The sequence below is a fragment of the Brevundimonas sp. genome, from assembly GCF_003248455.1.
In the GTDB taxonomy this organism is placed as follows: domain Bacteria; phylum Pseudomonadota; class Alphaproteobacteria; order Caulobacterales; family Caulobacteraceae; genus Brevundimonas.
Map to the genome: position 1 here is coordinate 66,905 of NZ_QFNM01000006.1, position 21,381 is coordinate 88,285.

Consider the following 21,381-nt stretch of genomic DNA (forward strand, 5'->3'; position numbering starts at 1 on the left):
GTCCTTGGACACTTCGTCCAACGACGTTTTGTTGAGTAGCGTGCGGCGATGGCGTGTGCTGGAGTTTGTCGATGACCGCCATTTCGCCCGATGCCGTCGCGCCGGCCGCCTGGCTGAAAGCCGCCGGCCGGCCCTGGCGTCGCCTGGCGACGGCGGCGGGGCTGCTGACCGTGGCGGACGTGGTTCCCGCTATCGGTTTCGCCGCCGGCCTGGCCCTGGCGATTTCGAACTTCCAGCACGGCCTGATCGCAGCCGCCCCCTGGCTGGCGCTGGCCGTTCTCAGCCTGGTCTCGCGCGCCATGATCGGCCAGGCCGCCGTCGTCGTGGGCGCACGGCTGGGACGGGCGGTCAAGACCGAGGTGCGCGGCCGGCTTCTGGCCGATCTGTTCGGCCGGGGCTTGCGTTCGAACGATCGCCTGACCGCCCTGGTCGAAGGGATCGGCGCGCTGGACGGCTACTACGCCCGGTTCGCTCCCTTGCGCCTGGCCGCCGCCCTGTCGCCCCTGCTGCTGATCGCGGCGGCGGCCGTGGCCAGCCCCGTGGCGGCGGGCGTGCTTTTGTTCACCTTGTTTCCCTTCATCGTCGGCATGGCCCTGGCCGGGACAGCCGCAGCGGGCGAGAGCCGTCGCCAGTTTCAGGCGCTGGAGCGGCTGTCGGGCCTGTTCATCGACCGGGTGCGCACCCTGCCCGCCATCCTGGCCTTCGATGCGGTCGGCCGCACGACCGACCAGATCGCCCAGGCGTCGAACGAACTGGAACGCCGCACCGCGCGGGTGATGCGGATCGCCTTCCTGTCGTCGGGGGTCCTGGAGTTCTTCTCGGCCCTGTCGGTGGCCCTGATCGCGGTCTATTGCGGGTTCAACCTGCTGCGGCTGCTGCCCTTCCCCGTGCCGGAGGCGCTGGACCTGCCGCGCGCCTTCTTCGTCCTGGCCCTGGCGCCGGAGGTCTATCAGCCGCTGCGCCGGCTGGCCGCGGCCTATCACGACCGCCAGGCCGCGGAGGCCGCCGCGCCTTCGGTGGTCACGCCCGCCCCGGTCGAACGGCCGCGCGCGCCGCTGGGCGACCTGGCGCCGGCCATCCGCTTCCGGGACGTGTCCGTCGCCTATGACGGCCGCACGCCGGTCATTCGAAACTTCGACCTGGACGTCGCGCCCGGCCAGATCGTCGCCCTGACGGGGGCCAGCGGGGCGGGCAAGTCCAGCCTGCTGCACCTGCTGCTGGGCCTTGCGCCCCTGAGCGGAGGCGAAGTCGAGATCGGCGCAGCGAAACTGGGCGTGGACGGCGATGTCGCCGGCCGCATCGCCTGGGCCAGCCAGCAGCCTATCGTCGTGCCGGGCGACCTCGCCCGCAACATAGCCCTGGCCGATCCCGCCAGTTGTCCGGGCCGGGTGGCCCTGGCGGCGCGCACGGCCGGCCTGACGGGCGACCTGGATCGTCGGATCGACGAGCGTGGCGGCGGCCTGTCGGGCGGCGAACGGCGGCGCCTGGGCTTGGCCCGCGCCCTGCTGAAACGCGCGCCCATCCTGCTGCTGGACGAACCGACGGCCAATCTGGATCCGGCCTCCGAACAGGCGATGATCGCCGTCATCGCCCGGGCGGCGCGCGGCCGCACCACCCTGATCGCCACCCACTCCCCGGCCGTCGCGGCCCTGGCCGACCGGGTGGTGCAGCTATGAGCCGGACGATTCGGGCGGGCGGGCGGATCGGCGGACTGATCGCCGCCCAGACCCAGGAACAGCGCGCCCGCCTTCGGCTGGCGGCCGCCGCAGGCGCCGTGGTCACGGTGGCGGCCGTCTGCCTGTTGGGCCTGTCGGGCTGGTTCATCACCGGGGCCGCCTTCGCCGGGGCGGCGGGCGCGGCGGCGGCCCAGAGCTTCAACTACATGATGCCCAGCGCCATCATCCGCCTGTTGGCCATCCTGCGCACCGGAGGCCGATATGTCGAACGGGTCGCCGGGCACGAAGCGGCGCTGAAGGCCCTGGCCCGGCTTCGCCCGCAACTGTTCCGCGCTATCGCCGACGGTGCGCCCGAAACCGCCCTTGGCCTGTCGTCCGGCGAGATGTCCGCCCGGCTGGTGCAGGATGTCGATGCGATCCAGACCCTGTTCGTGCGTCGCTCCGTCCCCGTCAGCCTGGGCGCAGGGGCCGTCGCCGCCATCGCCCTGGCCAGCCTGGCGACGCCGCTGGCCGGCCTGGCCCTGTTGCTGTCGATGGCGTCGGCCTGCATCGGCGGCGTCGTGATCGCCCGACGCCTGGCCGAACCGGCGGGACGCGCGGCCCAACTGACGGTCGGGGCGCTGAAGGACCGACTGGCCGCCCTGGAGGCCGTCACGCCCGAGCTCAAGGCCTATGGGCTGGAGCGCTGGGCCGTGGAGCAGGCGGCGACGGCGGCGGCCGACCACGACCGGGCCCAGATCGCCCTGACCGAGGCCGCCGGCTGGATGGCCGCCTGGCAGGCCGTGGCGGTCGCGGTCGCGGTCGCCCTGGTCGTGCCGGCCAGCGCCGGGGCCGCCCTGCCGCTGACGGCCCTGGCCGCCCTGGCCGCCATCATGGGGATCGAGGCCGCCGGCGGCCTGGTCGCCGCCCTGCATCAGAACGGCGCCGCCGCCCAGGCCCAGGCCCGGCTGGATGCGGCCCTGCCCGACGTGGCGACCGAATACCCCCTCAAGCCACAGGACGACGCCGTGGCGCTGATCGGCGCAGGCGATCCGCTGTCGCCGCCCGCGCGTCTAGGCCTGTTCGGCCCGTCGGGGGTCGGCAAGACGACCCTGGTCGAACGGCTGATCGGTCTGCGCCCCGCCCTGGCGGACGAGATGCGGATCGGCGGCGTCGACATCGCCGACATCGCGCCCGGCGATCGCCGCGCCCTGTTCGCCTATGCGGCCCAGGACGTGCGGCTGCTGGACGGTTCGGTGCGCGACAACCTGCGTCTGGCCGGCCCGGCCGACGCGGCGGCGATGTGGCGCGCCCTGGACGATGCCGGCCTGGCTGCACGAATCATGGCCGAGCCCTTGGGTCTGGATGCGCCCGTAGGATCGAACGGGGAACGGCTGTCGGGCGGAGAGCGCCGCCGGCTGAACCTGGCCCGGGCCTATCTGCGCGCCGCCCCCTGGCTGGTGCTGGACGAACCGACCGAGGGACTGGACGCCGCGACCGAAGCCCATGTCTTGGCCGCGCTGGACAGGCGGCTGGCCGAACGCGGCCAAGGCCTGATCCTGATCAGCCACCGCACGCCGCCCATGGCTCTCTGTCCCCGCACGATCCGCATCGAGGGCCTGGCGGAAGACGGCCGGATCCGTCTGGCCTCGGAGCGGCGGAACGCCGCCTAAACCTCGCCGTCGGCCAGTTCCTGCAGCCGGTCGGGGCGTTCCACCTCGATCTCGTGCAGCGACAGGGCCTGGATCACCTGGGCGTTCTTCAGCTTGGTCAGTTCGCGGCTGACCGTCTCGATGGTCAGGCCCAGATAGTCCGCCATTTCCGCTCGCGTCATCGGCAGGCGCACCCGGTTGTCGCGCGACGGCCGCATCGGATCGCGCGCCGGAAGGTCCAGCAGGAAGGAGGCCAGTCGTTCCCTGGCCGTCTTGCGGCCCAGCAGCAGCATCTGTTTCTGCGCCGCCGCCAGTTCATGCATCGCCCGCTCCAGCAGCGCCGCCTCCAGCACCGGTCGCGCGCGGACGACCGCCTGATAGTCGGTTTTGCGGAACCGGCACACGGTGGTCGGCTCGATCGCCTCCGCCGAGAAGCCGTAATCCTTGCCCGACGCCAGGCCGATGAAGTCGCCCGCGAACAGGAAGCCGATGATCTGCCGCCGTCCGTCGGCCAGCAGCTTGTAGAGCCGCACCGAGCCGGAGGTGATGTTGAACACGGTGTTGGCCGGGTCGCCTTCGCGCGCCAGAACCGCATCGGCCTGGAGCGACACCTGCTCGGCGATGGCGTCCAGCACCGCCATGTCCTTAGAATTCAGGCTGGCGCAGACGCTGAACGGCCGCGCGCCGCAGGCGTCGCAGACCGTGCTCTGGCGCCGCTCCAGGCATGCGTTCGACAGGGATCGGAATTCCAACATCAGGCCTCGCGTTCGCCGGAAGCCTAAGGCGCGCGGGCCGCCGGTGCAAATCCGGCCTGCGCGGCCATGCGACGATCAGTAACTCAGCCGCAGGCCGATGCTGGCGGCGCGCGGCGGGCCATAGCCGGCGACCCCGTTTCCGGTCTGGGAAACCTCGACATCCTCGTCGAACAGATTGTCCGCCGCAAGCCATAGGGTCGTGCGCGGATTCAGCGCCCATTCGGCGCGCGCATCCAGGGTTACGGCGTCCGCCAGGGTGCGGCTGTTCAGATCGTCGTCGAACCGCCGCGATTCGTACCGCGCGGCCAGCGCCAAGGTCAGCGCCCCGGACAGCCGCCAGTCCAGGCCGGCGGTCGCGCTCCATTCCGGCGCCTGGGCGGGCCTCAGGCCGGTCAGTTGCGGCGCCGACGCCCCGCCGTCCACGGTCGCGTCGGTCCAGGACACGGCGCCGTTCAGCGACAGGGCGGGCGTCAGGTCCGCCGTCCCCGTCAGTTCTACGCCCCAGGCGTCGATGACGCCGGCGTTCTGGCGCTGGCGCAGGACGCCGCCCGCCGGCACGAAGCCCGCGCGCGGAAAAGTCGCCGGCCCCGTCCCGATCGTCACATTGACGATGGCGTCCTCGATCTGATTCCAGAACACGGTCGCGCCCCAGCGCAGGCCGTCGCGGTCGAAGGCCAGGCCCGTCTCGACGCCGTTCAGCGTCTCGGGGGTAAGGGCGGCGTTGGCCTCGGTGATGTCGTTGCCGACCCGGAACGGCCGATGCAGTTCGTTCAGCGTCGCCGGCCGGAAGCCGGAATAGGCCGCCGCCCTCGCCGCATAGCCTCCGCCCAGATCGCGCCGCGCGGCCAGGCGCGCGCTGACCACCTCGCCGGAACGGTCCGGGTCGGTCTCGTCCAACAGCGCGGCGCCTGTCGCCAGCGTATATTCGTCGCGGAACCCGCCCCTGTTCTCCCATCGATCCACCCGGACGCCGCCCGCGACCAGCCAGTCGCCGCCTGTCCAGGACCCGTCGACATAGACCCCGCCGACCGAGGTCTCGCCGCCCGCCCGGCGGCCGCGCGCGAAGCCCGCACCCGTCGGATTGCTGAAGAACTCGTTCGTCTGTCCCTCGTTGAAACGCGCGTCCGCGCCCAGTTCCCATTCCAGCCGCCCGCCGGCGAAATCCGACACCCGCCGACGCAGGGCGGCGTTCAGGCCCCAGCCGATCGCGGGGGTCTTGTATTGATCGTTCGCCGGGGTTGTGGTCGCCCGGTCGGCGGACACCGAGGCGGAACTGTTGGCCAAGTCGCTGTCGATGCGCCAGGCCTGCAGCCGCCAGCCATAGCCGTCTGCGCTCGGGGCTTGGGCGACCGCGGCGCTCAAGCTATGGCCGCTGGCGTTGGCGCGCGTGCCCGCCAGGCCCGATCCCCGATCCTCCTCCCAGGTCGCCGCCCGCATCGACAGGTTGGTCCGGCCCAAGGCGCCGTCGATCCGAACGGCGGCGGCGCGGCTGTCGAGGTCCAGGGGCGTGTCCGCCGCCCCCGCCGCCGGCCCGCGCACCGGAACATAGCCGTCGCTGACCTCGCGCAGGCCGCTCAGCGTCACCGCGACCGGCCCCAGCCGGGCCGAGGCCGACCCCGCCGCCCGCATCCCGCCCCGCTCGGCCGCCGAAACATCCAGCACCCCGCCCTGGCTGCGTTCGCGCAGGGTGATCGCGCCGGTCAGGGCGCCGGCGCCATACGGCCCCGATCCCGCGCCGCGCACCACGTCCACGCCCTCCAGCGATTCCGGCGCGGCCTGGGACCAGATCACCCAGCCTCCGAACGGATCGTTCAGCGGCGCCCCGTCCAGCAGCACCAGCGTCCGCCCCGCGCCCGACGGCGCTATGGCCCTGAGCGAAAGCCCCTGGGTCGTCGGATTGGCCGCCAGGCTGGTGGTGCGGCGAAACAGCGACACGGCCGGCACGGAGCGCAGGGCCTCGTCGATCCGCGCCGAACGTGACAGGACGGCCTGGTCGATCCTGACCACAGAAAAGGCCGCGTCCGCCGCCGCCGGCGGCAAGCGCGCGGCGGTGACGACGATCTCGGGCAGGGCGGCGGGCGCGACGACGGGGGGAGGAACGTCTTGCAACATCCGTCCTCGATACGGGCTGGAGGCGCGCCATGAAAGCCCAGGGCGACGAAATGACCGCGACCGGCGGCGAACACGCCGATTGCGCGGACGGCCCGGGCAGGCGACGACGCCTTAACGCTCACTTTTGCCCGTAACTTCTGAAACGGTCGAGGATGCGGGCCATTTCAGCATTGTCGAGCAGAACTGGGCCGCCCAGCGCGATGGTGCCCCAATAGACGGCAGCCTGTTCCTCGATTTCCTCGGCGATCAGCAAGGCTAACTCCAGGCTGGGCGCGACGACGACTTGGCCGTGATTGGCCATCAGCGCGGCGTAACGACCGCCCAGGGTTTCGATCACGGTGTCCGCCAGAGCGTCCGAACCGAAGGTGGCGTAAGGGGCGACCGGAACCGAGGCGCCGCCGCCGACCGCGACCATATAATGCATCGGCGGGATCGGCTTGTTGGCGCAGGCCAGGATTGTCGCATGACGGGAATGACAATGGACGACGGCGTTGCAGTCGGGACGCAGCGCCAGAAGCCGCCAGTGCATCCGCCATTCGCTGGACGGTTTCAGCGAGCCTGCCGGGGTCGATCCGTCGGCTTCGACCCGAACAACGGCGTCCGGCGTCAAACGCTCTGGCGGAACGCCGCTGGGCGACACCAGCATCGCTTCTCCCAGGCGCGCCGAGACGTTGCCGGATGTCCCGCGATTAAGGCCGCGCGCATCCATGGCCCGCATGACGGCCACCACACCCGCCCGGAGGCGATCTTCATCTGTCATGGTCATGCTGCTCTCGTCGATAGCGTGGACATGGCGGACTTCACATCATCGAAGCCGGCGAGCAGGCCCAAGGTGCCGGGTCCCTGCGCCACCAGGGCGGCGGTCGCTCCAGCAAAACGGCAAGCATCGTGAGGGCTATAGCCCTTGTCCAGCGCGACGATGAAACCCGCGCAGAAGGCGTCGCCGCAACTGGTCGTATCGACCGGCGTGATTTCGTAGGAAGGAACCGTGATCACCGCCCCGTCCAGCAAGGCGACGGCGCCGCGAGCGCCTGCCTTGATGATGCAGTTCCCCGCGCCGAAGTCGGTGAAGAAGCGCGCGGCATCGGCCAGATCGTCCCGACCTGAAAGCATCACCGCCTCGGCCGCGCTGGGCAGGAAATAGTCGACGTAGGGGAGCAAGCGGCGCAGTTCGTCCAGAGCGCCGGGCTGGGGCGATATCAGATCGCAGGTGACGGTGGCGCCCGCCGCCTTCGCGGTCTCGAGCAGTTGCGCGCCAGGCCCCCCGTCGAGCCGAGGGCCGCCTACGCCTGCGTAGTGCAGGAACCGCGTCTGGCCGGCCGCCTTGGCGATCGCATCGGACGGACCTGCGAAGAAGCCTGCGCCCATGGCGTGAAAGTTCGGACGTCCGCCCTGGGAATTGACCGCCAGGATGGTCGTTGACGTCGGCAAGTCCGGCAGCGTCTCGATGAGCGCCAGGTCAACACCCAGGTCCTCCAAGGCCAAGCGTACGACGCGTCCTGCCAGGTCGCCGCCCAAGGCTGTCGCCAAACGGGTTTCCAGGCCCAGGGCGGCGGCGACCATCGCCGCGCCGCCCGCCGTGCCAGCCGGCACGATCACGATTCGTTCGACCAGGGTAGTGCCTTCATCGGCAGGCAGGGCGTCGATCGGCAAGGCCACGACGTCCAGCGTGGTCAGGCCCAGACAGATCAGTCCGCTTTTTGACATGACGGACCCCGCTCAGAGTGGCTGCAGCATCTGAAGGGCTTGGTGCGCCATCTGAAGCTTGCCGACCGGTTCCAGAGGGCCCGCGGCTTTCAAAAGCTTGAAGCTCTCATCCGCCGCCTCGAGGGTGAAGTCGATGTCTTCCTCGGTCATCGCCGCCGAAAAGAACATGTTGTGCCAGGGGTGGAAGTAGACGCCGCGGCGGATCAGGGCGTCGGTCCAGAAATAGCCCTTAGCCATGTCCGCATCGTCCTCGAACATGATCAACGGCAGTTCTTCCGGCCCGGTCTGGCGCAAGGCGAAACCGCGTCGCGCCGCCGCCTCGTCCAGGCCTGCGCGCAGCCGTCGCCCCAAGGCCTGGGTCTTTTCCAGATAGTCGGTTTCGCGGATCAGGCGGAAGGTCTCGAGCGCCGCGGCCATCGGCGCCGCCGAGAACCAGTATGAGCCGGTCACATAGACGAAAGCCGCCGCACCCCGCGCCTTTTCGGCGCCCAGCAGAGCCGAAATCGCGTGACCGTTCGCGATGGCTTTGCCCCAGGTCGACAGGTCCGGCTCCACCCCCACCAACGACCAGCTGCAATCGCGCGCCAGACGGAAGCCCGCGCGCACGTCGTCGACGATCAACAGGGCGTCATGTTCGTCGCACAGTTCGCGCGCCCTTGTGGCGTAGGCGACGGTCGGACTTTCCTGATCGACGAAGGTGTCGTGCTTGATCGGAGAGGCGAAGATGGCGGCCAGGTCGTCTCCCGCCTCCTTGACCGCCGCTTCCAGACTTTCGACGTCATTATAGTCGTAGAAGATCTGATTGGCGCGGTCGGCCGTGGTCACGCCCAACGGCAGGGGCGTGCACCAGGGGGCCGCCCCGTGATAGGCGCCGCGCGCCCGCACGATGGTCTTCTTCTGGGTGTGGTTGCGCGCGATCATGAGCGCCATGGTGGTGGCGTCGGTTCCGTTCTTGCAAAACATGGCCCAGTCGGCGTGGCTGACCTGGGCGGTGAAGGTTTCCGCCAGTTCGACCATCACCTCGGCCGGGCCTGTCAGAGTGTCGCCCTCCGCCATGCGGCGAATGTAGGCTTGGTCGATGGATTCGACGCCATAGCCGAACAGGCTGGGGCCATAGCCGCACATGAAATCGACGTAGCGATTGCCATCGACATCCCACAGATACGCCCCCCGCCCCTTCGAGAAGAATTGCGGATAATCGTCGGGCAGCAGCGTCACCGACTGGTGGCCATACATCCCCCCCGGAATCACCGCCTCTGCCCGCTCGCGCAAACGACGATCCGCCGTATTGGTCCAGCTCATGTCCCGCCCTCACATAAAATAGTCTTCACTATCTTTACGGTGCGGACGATCCACGTCAAGACGGAGTCGCGATAGCCAACATGGCCTTTGTCAGGGAGAGTTCGCCATGCCGTCAGACGAGAACACGCTCACGGTCGTTTTCCAGCAGCAACGCGACGCCGTTCTGCGAGACGGAGCGCCGGATGCAGCGACGCGCATCGACCGCCTGACGCGATGCATCGACCTTCTCGTCGATCATCAGAATCCGCTGTGCGAGGCCATGCAGGCCGATTTCGGCTCGCGCGCGCCCGAAGCTTCGCGTCTGACCGACATCGCCGCCTCGATCTCCGCCCTGAAGTACGCCCGGTCGAAACTGAAGCGCTGGATGCGGCCCGAGCGCGTCCTTCCGACACCTGGGCTGCTGGCGCTGTTCGGCGCCAGGGCGCGGATCGAGATTCAGCCCAAGGGCGTGGTCGGGATCATGGCGCCATGGAACTTTCCGGTGTTTCTGGTCTTCGCACCCCTGGCCAGCGTCCTGGCCGCCGGCAACCGCGCCCTGATCAAGCCGTCGGAGCTGACGCCCCGGACCTCGGCGCTGATGCAGGATCTTATCGCCAGAACGTTCGCGCCGGAGGAGGTCACGGTCGTCACGGGAGACGCCGCCGTCGGCCAAGCCTTCGCCGCCTTGCCTTTCGATCACCTGATCTTCACCGGCGGCGGGCAGGTCGGGCGTCAGGTCATGGCGACAGCGGCCCGGTCCCTGACGCCCGTCACGCTGGAACTGGGCGGCAAATGCCCGGCCATCCTGTCGCGCACCGCCGATATGGGCGTCGCCGCCGCTCGGATCATGAACGGCAAGACCCTGAACGCCGGCCAGATCTGTCTGGCGCCGGACTATGTGCTGGCGCCCGCCGAAGCCGTCGAGGCTTTCGCAAGCGAAGCCGCGCGGGCCGCCTCGATCTATTTTCCGACCATCGAACCGAACCCGGACTACGCCGCCGTCATCCATGACGGACATGCGGCGCGACTGAGGGCCCACGTCGAGGACGCCCGCGCCAAGGGCGCCCGCATCGTCGAGGTAAGGCCCGCGGACGAGACCGCGCCTTCGGGCAGCCGCAAGCTGGCGCCGACCTTGATCCTAGGCGCCACGGACGAGATGACGGTGATGCAGGAAGAGATATTCGGCCCGCTGCTGCCGGTCATGGCCTACGACCGGACCGAAGACGCCATGGCCTACGTCAACGCCCATGACCACCCACTGGCGCTCTATTGGTTCGGAACCGACCCGCAAGAGCGCAATGTCGTTCTGGGGCGAACACGCAGCGGCGGCGTGACCATCAACGACGTGATCTTCCATGTCGCACAGGAACGGTTGCCGTTCGGGGGCGTCGGCCCCTCAGGCTTCGGCGCCTATCATGGGCGCGACGGCTTCATGGCTTTCAGCCACCGCCGCGCCGTGTTCGAGCAGATCGCCAGCGATATCGGCCCGCTGAAGGATCTTCGCCCGCCCTTCGGACCGGCGATCCGCAGGTACTTGGCCGCCCAGATCAGACGTTAGAGGTTGTAGCGGGTCTTTCCGCCGGCGAACTGCGAATAATAGAGACATACCATCCGGCACACTTCCTGAGTGACCAGGGCCTCGTCGGCGTCCGGCTGTTCCAGCACCATTTCGGTCGCGGCCATCATCAATTCCGTGGTGATGCGCGTGGCGGCGTAGATTTCTTCGGTGCTCGATGCCGGATATTGCTCCAACAAGCGTTCGGCTGTGTGACGCGCCACCTTGTCGCGCGAAGCGATACGGATGTCCTGCAGCATCGGCACGGCGCGCATGGCCCTCAGAATCCACACGCCGCCAGGCATGTCGCGCGTGATCTGGTTCACCGTTTCCTGAATCTCGCGGTTCTTGGCTATCGCCTCGTCCATCGAGTCCGCGACCAGGCCGCCAGCTTCGATCCAGTCGAACACCGCACGATCCTGGGCGTCCATCAAACGGCGGCCCAATTCGCTGAGAATGGCGTATTTGTTCGGGAAATAGCGATAGAGCGCCGGCGGCGTCAGCCCGGCGCGCTGACACACCAGGTTGGTCGAGAGCCGTTCGAACCCCACCTCGGCCAGCAGCTCGCCCGATACGGCCAGAATGGCTTCGAAGGTCTGGTGCGCACGGCTTTGCGAAGGCTTGAGCTTAGCCTCGAGCGACACGGATGGAGCCGGTTCGCCAGCCGTTCTGGCTTTTCGGCCGCTGCGGCGGCCAGGGTGTTCTGTCATGGGACGCCTGAAATAGACCGGCCCATACTGTAACGCCAAGGGCTTCTGACGCTAACGATCAGATTCGCTCGAGCGCCTTTGATCGCCAGCCGGCCAGGCGTCGCATCTGTTTCCGACACGGAATTCCTTACGAACGGCCGGATTCCGCATCACCGACGCTCAGTGCGCCGCGGCGACATGACGGCCTGAACGATTACGAACAATATTGTCGACAGGGCCAGGAATCCGGCCGACGCCGGAAAGACCTTCGACACCGCCCCCTCCCCGACGATCAGTCCGGCGACCAATGGCCCGAAGCTCGACCCCAGCAGTTGCGCCGCTCCAATCTGCAAGGCCGCCCGCCGCGTCGGATCAAGCTCGATCATCAGGGCTGTATGCAGCGGCAGGGCGAACATCCAAAGGAAGCCGAACAGAACCACCGCCCCGGCGAACACCAATGGACTGGGCGGCGATCCTATTCCCGCCAGGGCGACGGCCTGCAACGCCGCGACGCCGATAAGGATCGGGCCCGCGCGCCATCGAGGTCCGATGACGGTCGCGGTCATGCCGCCCGCCACCTGGGCCGCTAGCGCCAGAGCGACGACAAGGCCGGCGGTTTCGCTGGACAGACCCGCGCGCTGCGCCAACGGATCCAGATAGACCCAGAGCGACACGATAAAGGCCAGAGACAAGAATATGGCGACGAGCCCGGCCGTGGGCCTCGACGCCAAGGGACCGCCGGGCCCTTTTTCCGCCCTGTGCAGCGGCGCCATGCGGTCCGGCCCGAACAACGCCGCCAAACCCGCGATGATCGACAGGACCGTCAGCACGATCAGTCCTCCGTTCACGCCGAACGGCGGAATGACCCATGCAGCCAGCGAGGCGGCGACGGCCAGCTGAGCCAGGGTCTGAGCGGTGGCGAATACGCCAGCCCAGCGTTCGGCCGAGCCGGATCGGACGATCATGCTGATCGCCGACCACAGCATCACCCCTTCGAACAGGCCCGCTATCGAGCGATCCAGCACCAGCCCGTAGGACGTCAGTCGCAGTCCCGCGACCGTCGCGGCCGCATGTCCCAGACAGGCCAGGGCGATCTTGATCCGCATCGCCGTCGGCTTCAGGAAGGTCGCCGCCAGACTGACGGCGAGGCCCAGCGCGAACAGTTCGCCCATGGCGGCCAGGCCGATCCCGACCCCGGAAAGGCGGCCCTCGTGACCCCAGCCGCCCAGAATCAGCGGCTGGAGCCCCGCGATCAGCACGGCGACGGTCCCTACCGCCAAGCATATGATCTGGCGGGGCAGGCCCAACGCCGCCTCCGCGTCTTCTTCCCGCATCGACACCCGACGTCCCCCAAACGGCCCGGTGCGGTCAGTAGCTGTACCTCAGGAAGACGCCGACACTGCGCGGCCGGTTGTAGGTCACGAGGTCGACGCCCAGGCTGTCGATCGGCGAGATGTTCACGATCCAGTCTTCATCGAAGATATTGCGCGCGAATATCCCGGCTTCCAGTCCCGAGCTCCCCGAGCGCCAGCTGATCTGCGCGCCCGTGTTCCAGACCGCGTCCTGCGACAGACGCTCCTTGTTGGAGTTGTCGAAATAGACCTTGGACGAATAGGTGGTGTTGAGGTTGGCGACGACGTCGCCGCGCGAGCCCAGGGGCCAGGTGTAGGTGACAGAGGCGTTCAGCGTCGCCTTCGGCGACTGCGGCAGCCGGTTGCCGCTATAGTCCTCGCCTTCCGAAATGAAGTCGTCGTATTCCGCGTGCAGCAGCGACAGGCCGGCGCTGATGTCCAGATTGTCGATCGGCGAGACCGAGCCTTCGACCTCGGCCCCGTACACGGTCGAATCCCCCGCGTTATCGAGCACCAGAACCGTCAGTCCGTTCCGCAGCGCCTGGGCGAAAACCTGCTGATCCTTGTAGGCGTAGTAGAACAAGGACGTGTCGAGGCGCGCGCGCCGATCCCAGAACTGCCCCTTGTAGCCGATCTCATAGGCGTCGATTTGTTCGTTGTCGTAGGGCTGAAGCTGTTCCACCGAGGTGGCCAGCCCGCCGAAGAAGCCGCCGCTCTTGAAGCCCCGATTGTAGGTGGCGTAGATGTTGGCGTCGGGACTCAGTTCATAACGCAGGCCCAGCCGACCGGACCAGGCCGAGAAGCTCTTGCTGTTCTGATAGGTCAGGATGGTAGCCAGGCCGTACTCGATCTCGCTGCGGTAGTCGAAGTCGCGATCGTCTGACGACCACCGCAGGCCCAGCGTCCCGACTAGTCGGTCAGTCAGTTGATAGTCGGCCTGACCGAACAAGGCATAGCTCTTCGTCTTCTGCGTATAGGGATAGCCGAAGACGCCGACGGTGTTTTCAGGGCTGAGGCCGAGCGGATTGTCCGGCGACATGAACAGCGGCCGCAGATCGCGCAACACGTCCTGAGTCGAATTGTCCTTGATCGTCTCGTCCATGAAATAGGCGCCGAGCACCCATTTCAGATCGGCGCCCGGATCATTGCTCTGCAGGCGCAGCTCCTGGCTGAAGGATTCCGACTCCGACCGATAGTTGATCTCGATCATCCGCAGCGGACTGGAGTCGGTGTTCTCGAACGCGTTGCGCTTTGCGTTCTGATAGGCGGAAATGGCGACGAGATCGACGCCGCCGAGCGTCCAGTCCAGCTGGATCGAAGCGCCGTTCAGCCGGACCTTGTCCTTGCCCGCCTCGGGGCCGTAGTCGCCCGCCCGCACGTCGCCGTCGGTGTCCGCGTAGCCCAGAAGATCGGTGCAAAGACCACTGGAGTAGGCGCTGGGCAGACACTGGCCGTCAGCGCCCGTGACCTCCGCCGCCGCCGGGAACAGGGCCCGATGCTGCGGCGTCGTGGCGTCGCCGTGGTTCTCGAAATGGTTGACCGAGGCCAGGATGCTGACGTCGGCGCTAGGCGTGTACAGCAGCGAAAAACGACCGCCATAATATTCGACCGCGTTCAAATCCTTGCCCGAGACCCGGTCATAGGTGTTGCCGTCGCTAGAGACATACTGGCCGGCGAGACGAAAGGCGAGCACGTCATCCACGATCGGCCCGCCGACGCCGCCCTGCAGGTTGACCGCATCTTCCGACGCATATTCCGCACGACCGCCGCCTGACCAGTCGAAGCTCGGCCGGTTGGTCGTGATATTGATCGCGCCGCCGTTGGTGTTGCGGCCGTAGAGCGTGCCTTGGGGTCCGCGCAAAACCTCGACCTGGGACAGGTCGTAAAAACCCGACATCTGCGCCAGAGGCGAGCCGATATAGACGCCGTCCACATAGATTCCGACGCCGCTGGAGGCGTTCGGGTTGAAGTCGCTCAGCCCCACGCCCCGAATGTATATCTTCGGGCTGGCGGCGGCGTCGCCGCTGGACACGCGCAGGCCGGGCGCAAGATTGTTCAGGGCCATCACGTTGCTGACGCCTTGCGCCTCCAACGTCTCGGTGTTCAGCACGCTGATGGAGACGGGCACGTCCTGCAATCGTTCCGACCGCTTCTGGGCCGTGACCACGATGTCGGCGACTGTCGCCGCCTCTGAAGGCGCGGTTATCTGAGGCTCGCTCTGAGCCAGGGCTGCGCCCGAAATCACCGAGGCGACGGACACGGTCGTCAGGAAAATGGACTTCACGGCTAGAATCCCCAAACTGGCCTTGCGAAGGTTGCATGACAATCGTTCGAACCTCGATACGATAGTCAAGACTATTTAATATCTATCGCTATAATTTTTCCGTGTGCGGGGCTCGAGCGTGGTTTCGTTGCAACGACCCCCCAGGGGGCCACGGTCCGTGAAATTTTCCACCTCGACCGTTTGACAACGGCGAAATGATAATCTTCACTAGCTTATCGCAGCTATTGGGGAACAGCTGATGACGGCGCTTTATACGGATCGACTGAGCGTTCGGCCGGGCGAGACCTTTCAGGTCCACGCCAGCGCCAAGGGCCTTTGCCAGCTCGAAATCGCAAGGGTCGGGCGGAATCGCGTCGTTGTTCAGACCCATGTCGATATCGCGACCGCGGAACATCCCATTCCGACAGCCGCCGACGCCGAGGGATGCGGGTGGCCGTCCTGCCTGACCGTCACCGTCGGCGATTGGGCGTCCGGCTACTACGACCTGCTGCTGACCGCCGCCGACGGCCAGTCAGCCCGCCATTTCGTCTGCGTCCGCCCGGCGAAGGGCCAGACCGGAAGCCGGGCCGCCATCGTCCTGGCGACCAACACCTATCATTCATACAATTGGTGGGGCGGGGCCAACGCCTATAGCGACGTCACCTCCCTGATGACGGGGAGGAAATCCTTCGCCGATGCGATGGACGATGCGATCGGCGTTTTGTCGACCCAGCGCCCCTTCATACCGTTGATCGTCGGCGCGCCGGACGATGCGCCGCGCCTGATCAATCTGCGCAAGCGAGGCTTCGAGGAACAACCCTTCGCCGCCGATTACGACTGGATGATCGCCAATGGTTGTTCACCCTATGACGGTTCCGCCGGCTTCCTGAACAAATGGGAACACCGCTTCGTCGAATGGGCGGAAGGCGAAGGTTATGCTCTGGACTACCACACCGACTACGATCTCGACGCCGAGGACGATGTCCTGAAAGACTACAGCTGCGCGCTGTTCGTGGGGCACAGCGAATACTGGTCCGGGCGTGAACGCGACCAGATCGAGCGCTTCGTCGATGCGGGGGGCGGTCTGGCCATCCTGTCGGGAAACACTTGCTTCTGGAAGGTGCGCTGGGACGACGATGGCAAGACCTATGTCTGCAGGAAGTGGCGTGGCTTCGACGCGGCCGAGGATCGGAACGATCCCGCCAACGCCACCCACCTGTGGTCTCATCCGAACTTCGCCCGGCCCGAAGCCGAACTTACGGGTCTCAGCTTCGTCTTCGGCGGCTATCACCGCCTGGGAATGTGCGCGTCGCGGGGCCAGGCGGGCTTCACCATCTATGACGACCGTCATTGGGCGCTGGAAGGCTCCGACCTGTTCTATGGCGACGTCATCGGGGACCAGGTGCCCTTGGTCGGCTATGAGAGCGACGGCTGCCGGTTCCAGTTCGACGACAACGGCCTGCCGCGCGCCACGCCGATGGTCGGCGTGCCCGAGAACCTGGAGATCATCGGCCTCGTTCCCTGTGCTTTCGGAGAAGAAGCGGGACGCGGCTATGCGCCTGTCATCCCGCCCGAGAAACTCGATGTCATCGCCAAGGTCGTCTACGGCGACGATACGCCCGAATCCCAGGCTAAGATCCTGAAAGGCCACGCCATCCTGGCCAGCTTCAAACGCGGCGAGGGCGAGGTGTTCAACGCGGGCACCACCGAATGGGCGCACGGCCTGGCGGCCGGCGATCCCTATATCGCGCGGATCACCCGCAACGTGCTGACGCGCTTCGGCGTCGAGCCTGAAAAGACATCATGAGGCCCGGCGTCCGCCTCGGGCAAGACGCCCATTGCGACGTGCTCATCTTAGGCTCGGGCGCTGCGGCTTTGTCCTGCGCGCTGCGCGCCGCGGTCGATGGGCTGGACGTGTTGGTCGTGGAGAAGTCCGGCCTATGGGGCGGGACCAGCGCCATGTCCGGCGCCGGAGCGTGGATTCCTGGCAACCGCCATGCCCGCGCCGCCGGGGTCGCGGACGACCCGGAGACGGCCCTGGCCTATATCCGCGCGGTGGCGCCTGAGGGTTGGGCGGAGGAGGAGGACCCCCTATGGCGCGCCTTCGTCGAAGCCGCGCCCCGTATGCTGGACCTGCTCGAAACGCGCACGCCGATCCGTTTTGAAATCCTGTCCGAGCCCGATCCGATATTGGAGGCGCCCGGGGCCGTGATGAAAGGGAGAATGCTCTCTCCCGCCCCCCTGCCCCGGGCCATGGCGGGGGCCTTTGCGGAACGGCTGCGCCGTTCGACCCAGCCGCACGATCTCACCTACGAGGAGATGATCTGGGCAGGCTTCGTGCATGCGCCCGTTCGGGCCTACGCCCGCAATGGCGCGAAGATTCTGGCCCGCAAAGCCAGGGGCCTGGCCGCCCAGGGTTCGGCGTTGATGCCTGGCCTCCTAAGCGGCTGTCTGGATACCGGCAATGTCCGCCTGGCGCTGGAAGCCCGGGCGATGTCGCCGATCATGGGCGGCCCCGGCCGCGTCGCCGGCGCCTTGGTCAGGCAGGATGACCTGCTATGCCGAGTGTCGGCTCGCCTGGGCGTCGTCATCGCGACGGGCGGATTCGAATGGGACCACGCGATGTATCGCGAACATTTCCCCGAGCCGCTCGACTTCCTGTGCAGCCCATCCACCAATACGGGCGACGGCCAGAAATTCGCCCGCGAGGCGGGGGCCGGATTGGCCCGCATGGACCAAGCCAACATCGCTGGGGCTCTGCCGACGCGCTACGAAGGCCGGATCCACGGCATGCCGCTGCGCTTCCAGGCCAACCGCCACGCCATTGTCGTGGACAAGACCGCGCGACGCTTCGGCGACGAATACGACTTCAACTTCGGCGAGGCTCTGCTGGAGCGCGGCCCGGACGGCGAAAGTCGCCTGCCCGCCTGGGTGATCGGCGACGCGGACATGCTCCGCTCCGCTCCGGTCGTCGGCGTCTACGCCCGCCGACTGCCGGGCTGGATGAAGCGCGCGCCCACCCTGAAAGCCCTGGCGACCGCCTGCGGTCTCGACGCCGCCGAACTGGACCGCACCGTCGAACGCTTCAACCGGTTCGCCCGTCAGGGGCGCGACGACGACTTCCACCGGGGCGAAAGCGGCTACGACCGCCTGATCGCCGGAAAGGCGGGCGCCTTGGCCGAAATTCGGCGCGCGCCCTTCGTCGCGATGCCCTTCAACATTTCGCTGATGGGCACCAAGGGCGGACCGCGCACGACGCCGGGCGGCCAGGTCGTCGATGTCGCCGGTCGCCCCATCTCGGGCCTCTACGCAGCCGGCAACGCCATGGCCAATCCTTTCGGCTCCCGCGCGGTCGGGACCGGGACCACCATCGGCCCCGTCCTGACCTGGGGCTTCATCTGCGCCGAGAGCCTGGCGCGCGCCAATTCCATCAGCCTCGCCAAGGGTGAAGACGCATGACCGAGATCACCGACCTTCCGGTCCCCGAAGCGGCCACGCCGCCGTCCAAGGCCCGTTCCCGGCTGGACCTCAGCGCCTGGGCCTGGTCCCTGTACCAGGGCGCGCGCGACCCTTACATCATCCTGATCGGCACCTATGTCTTCGTGCCCTATTTCGCGACGGCGGTGGTTGGCGACGCCGTCCGCGGCCAGTCTGTCGTCGCGGGATACAGCCTGGCCTCCAATCTGTTCGTCGCCGCGACGGCGCCCTTCCTGGGGGCGGCTGTGGATCAGATGGGCGCGCGCCGCCCCTGGCTGCTGGCTCTGACGCTGATAACGGCGCCGCTGATCATCGCTTTGTGGGCGCTGACGCCGGCCGGGACGCCGGGCTTGGGCGTGTTGGCCGGCGTAGCGATGTTGACCGCCATCGCGGTTCTGCTGTCCTATGCCGACGTCTTTTACAACGCCATGCTGATGAGCGCGGTCCGACGGCCTGACCAGGCCGCCGCTTCAGGCATGGCGTTCTCGCTCGGCAACGCCACCTCCATCTTCATGCTGGTGGCTGTGCTCGCATTCTTCGTCCTGCCCGGCCAGCCCGGTTGGCCTGTCGCCACTCCCCTGTTCGGCCTGGACGCGACGCTGCGCGAGCCCGAGCGGATCAGCGGGCCGATCGTCGGGCTGTTTCTGCTGCTGGGGGCCGTCCCGCTGTTTCTGTTCGCCCGCGACGCCAAGCCGACCGGCGTGCCGGCGGGCAAGGCCTTCGGCGACGGGGCCCGCCACCTGATCTCGCTGGTGCGTTCGGCCCGGGTCCCGCGAGATGTCGGGGTCTATCTGCTGGCGCGGATGTTCTACATAGACGGCAAGATGGCCATGCTGGTGTTCGGCGGGGTTTATGCGGCCGGAGTCATGGGCTGGGGCGTCACCGAATTGCTGGCGCTGGGTCTCATCGTCTGCATCGCAGGCGTGGCGGGCGGCGTCTTCGGCGGTTGGCTGGACAATCGCTTGGGGCCTCGCGGCGCCTTCAAGCTCGAAATATGGGTGACGATCATCGCCCTCGTCGCTCAGATCACCACATCGCCGACGCGCATCCTCTACTTCTGGTCGCCAGGCGAAGCCCGTCTTTGGACTGGCCTTTTCGGCTCCGTTCCCGAGATGGTCTATCTGGCGGCCGCCATCGTGGTCTCGGTGTTCGGGACCGCCTCCTGGGCGTCTTCGCGCACCCTGATGACGCGCCTCACTCCGCCCGAAGAGGCCGGCACATTCTTCGGCCTGTTCGCTCTGTCGCAGACGGCGACCATGTGGCTGGGGCCGTTGCTGGTCGACGCCTTCACCCGCGCCTTCCGCAGCCAGCAGGCCGGCTTCGTGCCCATCGTCGTTCTGATGGCGATCGGCCTCGCCCTGCTCCACTTCGTACGCGGCGGCGGCCGGATCGCTCAGGAGGCATGACCATGCGCCAGACCATCAGTTCCGGCTCGCCGATGGAAGAGATCGCCGCCTATTCGAGGGCGGTGATCGACGGCGGCTTCGTGTTCGTCTCGGGCACCGTCGGCGTCGATCCCGAAACACGCGAACTGCCTGACGATTTCACCGCTCAGGCGCGGAACGCCTTTCTCATCATCGAGCGCGCCCTCGATCAGGCGGGGGCTTCGCTGGACCAGACCACCCATGTTCGTCTGTTCGTCAGCGACCGCGCCAACCTGCCCGCCATCGTTCCCGTTCTGCAGGAAAAGTTCGGAAAATCCCGCCCCGCCCAAACCATGATCATCGCCGCCCTGCCCGATCCCAAGGCCCTGCTGGAGGTGGAGGTTACGGTTCGTCTCAATGCCTACGAAATTGAGAAACCCATCTGATGGTAAAGTATTCCGTCCGTCGAGAATTGTCATAAAGTCGCAGGCTGTTTCTGACGAACTCAGCCTGGACCCCATGTGAAAGCTGATCGGTCGGCTTGCCTGATCCGCTCGCCTTCAACTGATAGCGCAGGCTGACTGAGGCCGAAGCCTAACCAGTAGCAAAACCCGCCTGACTTTCATCAGGCGGGTTTTATGATTTGGGTGCGGGAGTAGGATTTGAACCTCCGGGCTGCTCCATCCCGCGGCAAGCGGTCGTTCGCGAAGGAAGAAAGTGTTCGAGAAGCGCGCTCGAGTAGGCCCAAGGCCGTTAGCGCGTAGATCATATGTGCTTGGTAGACCCGGCGACGACCTACTCTCCCGCGCCTTGAGACGAAGTACCATTGGCTCTGGAGGGCTTAACGACCGAGTTCGGAATGGGATCGGGTGGGGAACCTCCGACATAGTCACCAGGTCAACCAAGCACATATGATGTTTGGCCTATCGGGCTTTCGCCCTACTTGAGGCCAGACATTATCCAATGTTCAAGAAGCGCTAGCGCCTTAGCTTGAACAAGGATGAAGAAGACATTGTCTGCGATCGTTCAGGTTTGAACGATCATCGAATGAGTTTTGCTGAGAAACGATCAAACCGATCGGATTATTAGTACCAGTAAGCTTCACGCGTCGCCGCGCTTCCACACCTGGCCTATCGACGTGGTAGTCTTCCACGATCCTCAGCGAAGCCTTGTTTTGAGGTTAGTTTCCCGCTTAGATGCTTTCAGCGGTTATCTATTCCATACTTAGCTACCCTCATACTTAGCTACCCTGCTGCACAGCTGGCGCCATGACAGGTACACCAGAGGTATGTCCATCCCGGTCCTCTCGTACTAGGGACAGATCCTCTCAAGCTTCGAACACCCACGGCAGATAGGGACCAAACTGTCTCACGACGTTCTGAACCCAGCTCACGTACCACTTTAAATGGCGAACAGCCATACCCTTGGGACCTGCTCCAGCCCCAGGATGTGATGAGCCGACATCGAGGTGCCAAACTTTGCCGTCGATATGGACTCTTGGGCAAAATCAGCCTGTTAT

Annotated in this window: 15 protein-coding genes and 2 rRNA genes; 7 read left to right on the forward strand and 10 right to left on the reverse strand. The window is 66.8% G+C overall.

The window, feature by feature from the left end; all coding sequences use genetic code 11:
* The first annotated feature begins 71 nt into the window (after positions 1–71).
* Together cydD and DI624_RS03955 are read left to right on the forward strand one after the other, a co-directional pair.
* Positions 72–1,676, forward strand: a complete 1,605-nt coding sequence (gene cydD / locus DI624_RS03950; protein WP_291536140.1) for a thiol reductant ABC exporter subunit CydD — start codon at positions 72–74, stop codon at positions 1,674–1,676.
* Positions 1,673–3,328 (forward strand): ATP-binding cassette domain-containing protein, encoded by a 1,656-nt coding sequence (locus DI624_RS03955; protein WP_291536141.1) that lies wholly within the window; start codon positions 1,673–1,675, stop codon positions 3,326–3,328. Before cydD ends, DI624_RS03955 begins: the two co-directional genes overlap by 4 nt.
* On the opposite strand, the gene DI624_RS03960 is transcribed toward DI624_RS03955, so the two are convergent.
* From DI624_RS03960 to DI624_RS03980, 5 genes are all read right to left on the reverse strand, one after another.
* Positions 3,325–4,062, reverse strand: coding sequence for a Crp/Fnr family transcriptional regulator (locus tag DI624_RS03960; protein WP_291536142.1), 738 nt, complete (start codon positions 4,060–4,062; stop codon positions 3,325–3,327). The genes DI624_RS03955 and DI624_RS03960 overlap by 4 nt on opposite strands.
* Before the next feature lie 75 nt (positions 4,063–4,137).
* Positions 4,138–6,174, reverse strand: a complete 2,037-nt coding sequence (locus tag DI624_RS03965) for a TonB-dependent receptor (RefSeq protein ID WP_291536143.1) — start codon at positions 6,172–6,174, stop codon at positions 4,138–4,140.
* Positions 6,175–6,292: 118 nt separating this feature from the next.
* Positions 6,293–6,940, reverse strand: a complete 648-nt coding sequence (locus tag DI624_RS03970) for a class II aldolase/adducin family protein (protein ID WP_291536144.1) — start codon at positions 6,938–6,940, stop codon at positions 6,293–6,295.
* Positions 6,937–7,881, reverse strand: coding sequence for a carbohydrate kinase family protein (locus DI624_RS03975; RefSeq protein WP_291536145.1), 945 nt, complete (start codon positions 7,879–7,881; stop codon positions 6,937–6,939). Before DI624_RS03975 ends, DI624_RS03970 begins: the two co-directional genes overlap by 4 nt.
* Positions 7,882–7,893: 12 nt before the next feature.
* The gene (locus DI624_RS03980; RefSeq protein WP_291536146.1) at positions 7,894–9,183 is read right to left on the reverse strand and encodes an aminotransferase class III-fold pyridoxal phosphate-dependent enzyme; all 1,290 of its coding nucleotides are present in this window, start codon (positions 9,181–9,183) and stop codon (positions 7,894–7,896) included.
* A gap of 106 nt (positions 9,184–9,289) precedes the next feature.
* Here DI624_RS03980 and DI624_RS03985 point away from each other — a divergent pair, with 106 nt between their 5' ends.
* Positions 9,290–10,720 carry a coniferyl aldehyde dehydrogenase gene (locus DI624_RS03985; RefSeq protein ID WP_291536147.1) on the forward strand — a complete coding sequence of 477 codons (1,431 nt, stop codon included), beginning with the start codon at positions 9,290–9,292 and terminating at the stop codon, positions 10,718–10,720.
* Here the strand turns inward: DI624_RS03985 and DI624_RS03990 are convergent.
* From DI624_RS03990 to DI624_RS04000, 3 genes are all read right to left on the reverse strand, one after another.
* Positions 10,717–11,361 carry a TetR/AcrR family transcriptional regulator gene (locus DI624_RS03990; RefSeq protein ID WP_291536148.1) on the reverse strand — a complete coding sequence of 215 codons (645 nt, stop codon included), beginning with the start codon at positions 11,359–11,361 and terminating at the stop codon, positions 10,717–10,719. The genes DI624_RS03985 and DI624_RS03990 overlap by 4 nt on opposite strands.
* 215 nt (positions 11,362–11,576) lie before the next feature.
* On the reverse strand, positions 11,577–12,740 hold the full coding sequence (locus DI624_RS03995; RefSeq protein WP_291536149.1) for an MFS transporter: 1,164 nt from the start codon (positions 12,738–12,740) through the stop codon (positions 11,577–11,579).
* Positions 12,741–12,774: 34 nt separating this feature from the next.
* Positions 12,775–15,042 (reverse strand): TonB-dependent receptor, encoded by a 2,268-nt coding sequence (locus DI624_RS04000; protein ID WP_291536150.1) that lies wholly within the window; start codon positions 15,040–15,042, stop codon positions 12,775–12,777.
* A gap of 238 nt (positions 15,043–15,280) precedes the next feature.
* On the opposite strand from DI624_RS04000, the gene DI624_RS04005 reads away from it, so the two are divergent.
* Genes DI624_RS04005 through DI624_RS04020 form a run of 4 tightly spaced genes read left to right on the forward strand, consistent with a single transcriptional unit; the run spans position 15,281 to position 20,308 of the window.
* Positions 15,281–16,828 (forward strand): N,N-dimethylformamidase beta subunit family domain-containing protein, encoded by a 1,548-nt coding sequence (locus DI624_RS04005; RefSeq protein WP_291536151.1) that lies wholly within the window; start codon positions 15,281–15,283, stop codon positions 16,826–16,828.
* Between the two features lie 38 nt (positions 16,829–16,866).
* Entirely contained in the window at positions 16,867–18,480 is a 1,614-nt protein-coding gene (locus DI624_RS04010; protein ID WP_291536152.1) for an FAD-binding protein, read from the forward strand.
* The gene (locus DI624_RS04015) at positions 18,477–19,904 is read left to right on the forward strand and encodes an MFS transporter (protein ID WP_291536153.1); all 1,428 of its coding nucleotides are present in this window, start codon (positions 18,477–18,479) and stop codon (positions 19,902–19,904) included. The genes DI624_RS04010 and DI624_RS04015 overlap by 4 nt, the downstream gene beginning before the upstream one ends.
* A 2-nt stretch (positions 19,905–19,906) precedes the next feature.
* Positions 19,907–20,308 carry a RidA family protein gene (locus DI624_RS04020; protein ID WP_291536155.1) on the forward strand — a complete coding sequence of 134 codons (402 nt, stop codon included), beginning with the start codon at positions 19,907–19,909 and terminating at the stop codon, positions 20,306–20,308.
* 336 nt (positions 20,309–20,644) lie between these two features.
* Here DI624_RS04020 and rrf read toward each other — a convergent pair.
* Positions 20,645–20,759: ribosomal RNA gene (gene rrf / locus DI624_RS04025) — 5S ribosomal RNA — on the reverse strand.
* A 167-nt stretch (positions 20,760–20,926) separates the two neighbouring features.
* A 23S ribosomal RNA gene (locus tag DI624_RS04030) occupies positions 20,927–21,381 on the reverse strand; the annotation flags it as partial.